The sequence below is a fragment of the Pseudomonas sp. genome, from assembly GCF_037994325.1.
GTDB lineage: Bacteria > Pseudomonadota > Gammaproteobacteria > Pseudomonadales > Pseudomonadaceae > Aquipseudomonas.
The window spans coordinates 1-4,749 of record NZ_JBBNAH010000564.1; the positions used below are offsets into that span (position 1 = coordinate 1).

Sequence of the window (4,749 nt, forward strand, 5' to 3'; positions counted from 1 at the left end):
GACCACTTCCTCACCAAAGGCCTGATCGTGTACACCAAAGGCCGGATCGCCAACTCCGAACTGCGCTTCTCCGCCGACCCGGCTGATGCCAGTGAAGCGGTGCCTTTGGTGGTGCTGATCAACGGCGGCAGCGCCTCGGCTTCGGAGATTGTTGCCGGTGCCCTGCAAGACCAGAAACGCGGCATTCTTATGGGCACCAACAGCTTTGGCAAAGGCTCGGTACAAACCGTGCTGCCGCTGAGCAACGACCGCGCCCTGAAAATCACCACGGCGCTGTACTTCACCCCGAACGGCCGCTCAATCCAAGCGCAAGGCATCATTCCCGACATCGAAGTAGCGCGGGCCAAAATCACCCGCGAAGACGACGGCGAGAGCTACAAAGAAGCCGATCTGGCCGGGCACCTGGGCAACGGCAATGGCGGCAAAGACCGCACCAGCAACGAACTGAAAGCGCAGAGCGGCAAAGCACACCCGCAGGACGACGACTTCCAGCTGAGCCAGGCGTTGAGCTTGTTGAAGGGCTTGAACGTTACCCGCAGCGAATAACCTTCACTCTGCTGGATCCCCGCCTGCGCGGGGATGACGGTGCTAGAGCGTAAATCTCCGTCATTGCCGCGAAGGGAATCCCGTAGGGTGTGCTGCGCGCACCATTACGCGGTTGGTGCGCACAGCACACCTACAAAAAGCCAAGCGCCTTTGCGCTTGGCTTTTTATTTAGAGGTAGTTACCGGAAATCTTCTCTACGGTGCCGTCGGCACGCATCGCGTCCAACGCCTTTTGCAGACGCTGAATCACTTCATCCGGGGTATTCGGGTTCATCGCCAGGAACAGCTGGTTGTCGTTAAAGCGCAGCACGGTAACCAGGCCATTTACACCTTCCTGCTTGGCCATGTAACGGCCCACTGGGTCGGTGGTGGCCCATAGGTCGATCCTGCCATCCATCAGTTTGCTGACGTTTTCCTGGTCACGCAGGGCGTTTACCGGGGTCATGCCTTTGCCTTCCAGGTATTGGCTGACCGAGGCGTTTTTATAGGCACCGAGCTTGTACTTGTTGGCTTCTTCCAGGCTATTGAGCTTAAGCGTGCTGCCTGGCTTGGCCAGAATCACGGCGCTGGTATCGGCCAGCGGACCAACCCATTTGAAGAGCTTCTCGCGCGCTTCGGTGCGGGTGGTGGAGAACAGGCCATAGTTGGCGTTGTCCAGGGTCAGTTTGTACAAACGGTCCCAGGGAAAGCGCAGGGTCAGGTTGTATTTGATGTCAGCGCGCTTAAACATTTCCCGCACCAGCTCGGCGCTGATGCCATCGATGGCGTCGCCACGGGCAAAGTTTTTATCGTCCACCGCCATATTGAACGGCGGGAAGTTTTCAGTGAGCAGCACCACTTCATAGCCTTCCGGCAGTTCAGCTCGAGCAGTACCGGCAACCAGGGCCAAGCCCAGCAGCAACAGACGGGAAAATGTTTTCAGCATGATGTTGTTATGTCCTGTAGGCGTTCTTCTGGGCAGCGACCCGACAGCCCTTCCTGGGGCGTCGCAGCAAGCCGCCATAGTATAGAGAGCACCTACGCATTTCGACGACAGAACGCTCATTGCGAGCAGTGGTTGATCCTGACTTATGGGTTATGTATTGTCGCGTTCACGCCCACCAATCTGGTGGCGGCCTGGATCAGCAGACAGGTAAACACTGAGCTGGCTAACCTGAAACCAACCTCAGAGGAGCCTGCTCAATGGCAGCTACCCGTATCTGGATCAAAAACCCCCTCGCTGTTTTCACTGGCAATAGCCTCGACGCCGCTGGCGGCTTGGTGGTGGAAAACGGTGTGATCAGTGAGCTGCTCAGCGCCGGCCAGCAACCGTCGCGCCCCTGCGACAGCACCTTCGATGCCCGCGAGCATGTGCTGCTGCCGGGGCTGGTCAACACCCACCACCACTTCTATCAAACCCTTACCCGCGCCTGGGGGCCGGTGGTCAATCAGCCGTTATTCCCGTGGCTAAAAACCCTGTACCCGGTCTGGGCACGCCTGACTCCGGAAAAACTCGCCCTGGCCACCAAGGTGGCGCTGGCCGAATTGCTGCTGTCCGGTTGCAGCACGGCGGCGGACCACCACTACCTGTTCCCCGGCGGCCTGGAAAACGCCATCGACGTACAGGTCGAGGTAGTGCGCGAGCTGGGCATGCGCGCCATGCTGACCCGTGGTTCCATGAGCCTGGGCGAAGCCGACGGCGGCTTGCCGCCGCAGCAAACCGTGCAGCAAGGCGAAGTGATTCTGGCCGATAGCCAACGCCTGATTGAGCGCTACCACGAGCGCGGTGACGGTGCGCAAATCCAGATCGCCTTGGCGCCCTGCTCGCCGTTCTCGGTGACCCAGGAAATCATGCGCCAGAGCGCCGAGTTGGCCGAACGTCTGGATGTACGCCTGCACACCCACCTGGCGGAAACCCTCGACGAAGAAGACTTCTGCCTGCAACGCTTTGGCCTGCGCACCGTGGATTATCTCGACAGCGTCGGCTGGCTCAGCTCGCGCACCTGGCTGGCCCATGGCATTCACTTTAACCCCGACGAAATTGCTCGCCTGGGCGCTGCCGGCACCGGTATCTGCCATTGCCCTAGCTCGAACATGCGCCTGGCCTCCGGCATCTGCCCGACCCTGGACCTGGAAGCCGCCGGCGCACCGATTGGTATTGGCGTGGACGGCTCAGCGTCGAACGATGGCTCCAATATGATTCTTGAAGCGCGCCAGGCCCTGTATATCCAACGCCTGCGTTATGGCGCGGAAAAGATCACCCCGGAACTGGCCCTGGGTTGGGCCAGCAAAGGCTCGGCGACGCTATTGGGCCGCAGCGATATTGGCGAATTGGCGGTGGGCAAGCAGGCCGACCTGGCCTTCTTCAAACAGGACGAACTGCGCTTCTCCGGCAGCCATGAGCCGGTTTCAGCCTTGCTGCTTTGTGGCGCCGATCGCGCTGACCGCATGATGATTGGCGGCGAATGGCGCGTGGTTGATGGGCAGATTGAAGGGCTGGATGTAGCCCAACTGATTGCCGACCACCGCCAGGCGGCGAAAGCACTTATTGCCGGCTAAGTTCGTAGGGTGTGCTGTGCGCACCACGGCGTACTCACCAACATCCGTTGGTGCGTACGCCGAGCGCGGACCGGCACACCCGACGATTAGCCGCTACCGAAGATCAGCCCCACCACCGCGCCACCCGCCAACAACCACAGCGGGTGCCATTTGGTGAATAAATCCAAGCCAGCCACCACGGCAACGATCACCGCCAGTATCCAAGCGGTCGCCGTGGCCTGCACCAGCAGCAGGGCACTGGCCGCCACCAGGCCGATGGTTACCGGCAGCAAACCTTGCTGCACATAACCGCGCCAGGGGTGATCTTTAAAGCGCTGCCACAGGTGCAGCACAACCATGGTGATCAGCGACGACGGGCCAAACTTGGCGACCGACGCCACCAGCATTCCGCTCCACCCGGCCACATGCCAGCCAATCAGCGGTACCACCATCATATTCGGCCCCGGCGCAGCACGGGCCAGGGCGAACAGCGCACCGAAGTCGGCGGCGCTCATCCAGTGCTGCACATCCACCACCTGCCGCTGCATTTCCGGCAGCACGGTATTGCCGCCGCCAAAGGCCAGCAACGACAACTCGGTAAATATCAACGCCAGGGCGATAAGGGTGGCGCTCATCGGGCGCGCCTCGCCACCAGCAGAATGCTCAACGGCGTGATCAATAACATCGCCCACAGCAGCGGCACTTGCAGCACCCCGAGGGCGACAAAGGCCAGCAGCGCAATGGCCACAGCCTGAGCGTTACCGCGCAACGGCTTGAGCATCTTTACCGCCATCGACACCATCAAACCGGCCGCTGCCGCCGCCAAGCCGGCAAACAGATGGCGAACATGGGCGTCATCGTGGAAGCGTTGGTAGATCACCCCCAGACCAATAACGATCGCCGTAGGTCCGGCGATCAGCCCAAGCATGGCCGCCAGCGCCCCGCTAACGCCATGGAAGCGCATGCCCACGGCCACCGACAGATTGATGATATTGCCGCCGGGCAAGAACTGGCACAGGCCCAGTAACTCGGTGAATTCCTCGTCGCTTAGCCAGTGCAGGCGTTCTACCAGGGAACGGCGAGCCAGCGGCAAGGCGCCGCCAAAAGAGGTGAGGCCGAGGCTGAGAAAGCCGAAAAACAGGTCGCGGCGGCGGGGGCGATGGAGGGAGACATCTTCCACGGTGGGGATCCTTGGGAGGCAGGTGGCGGGATTATAAGCAGTAGATAGCTGACTACGCTTTTCTCGGGATCCGAGAGGGTGTTCGTCTTGCGCTTCTGGATTCCTGCCTGCGCAGGAATGACGCTGGTATTAGAGAGACATCCGTCACCCCAGCGAAGGCTGGGGTCCAGCATTTCGAGTCAGCCCCCATCCAGAACACGACGCTGCACCAGATCACAGCGCGCACTTTCGGCCGTGCACCAACAGCGCTCTCCCCGTCTATTCCAGAATACCGAAGCCCCCGCTTTTTAAGCATTTCCAGCGCTTAATTGTCCAGTTGGTCAATTTTTTGCAATCAAGTCTCCAGCAACTCGAAAAAGAACAACGCCCCCTAACACTGGAGCTCCATTCGCTATGCAGAACACATTTAAAAAGCCCCTGCTGCGCACGCTTATCGCGGCGCTCGGTCTCAGCGCTTCGCTCGGTGCCTTTGCCGCCGACCCGCTGAAAGTTGGCTTTGTTTATATC

The 4,749-nt window shown here is 60.3% G+C and carries 5 protein-coding genes and 1 pseudogene; 3 read left to right on the forward strand and 3 right to left on the reverse strand.

Annotation, left to right across the window (positions count from 1 at the left end; translation table 11 throughout):
* Window positions 1–546, forward strand: a 546-nt coding sequence (locus tag AAAB16_RS18820) for a S41 family peptidase (protein WP_340664701.1), incomplete at its 5' end; no start/stop codon positions are given.
* 168 nt (window positions 547–714) lie between these two features.
* Here AAAB16_RS18820 and AAAB16_RS18825 read toward each other — a convergent pair.
* Window positions 715–1,470, reverse strand: a complete 756-nt coding sequence (locus AAAB16_RS18825) for an ABC transporter substrate-binding protein (RefSeq protein ID WP_340664702.1) — start codon at window positions 1,468–1,470, stop codon at window positions 715–717.
* Window positions 1,471–1,727: 257 nt separating this feature from the next.
* On the opposite strand from AAAB16_RS18825, the gene AAAB16_RS18830 reads away from it, so the two are divergent.
* A complete protein-coding gene (locus AAAB16_RS18830; RefSeq protein ID WP_340664703.1) occupies window positions 1,728–3,083 on the forward strand; it encodes an 8-oxoguanine deaminase in 1,356 nt (451 codons plus the stop codon).
* An 86-nt stretch (window positions 3,084–3,169) separates the two neighbouring features.
* Here the strand turns inward: AAAB16_RS18830 and AAAB16_RS18835 are convergent, their stop codons facing one another.
* Window positions 3,170–3,697 (reverse strand): chromate transporter, encoded by a 528-nt coding sequence (locus tag AAAB16_RS18835; RefSeq protein ID WP_340664704.1) that lies wholly within the window; start codon window positions 3,695–3,697, stop codon window positions 3,170–3,172.
* Window positions 3,694–4,242 carry a chromate transporter gene (locus AAAB16_RS18840; protein ID WP_340664705.1) on the reverse strand — a complete coding sequence of 183 codons (549 nt, stop codon included), beginning with the start codon at window positions 4,240–4,242 and terminating at the stop codon, window positions 3,694–3,696. The genes AAAB16_RS18835 and AAAB16_RS18840 overlap by 4 nt, the downstream gene beginning before the upstream one ends.
* 393 nt (window positions 4,243–4,635) lie before the next feature.
* Here AAAB16_RS18840 and AAAB16_RS18845 point away from each other — a divergent pair.
* Window positions 4,636–4,749 (forward strand): annotated as a pseudogene (locus tag AAAB16_RS18845) (BMP family ABC transporter substrate-binding protein); the annotation flags it as partial.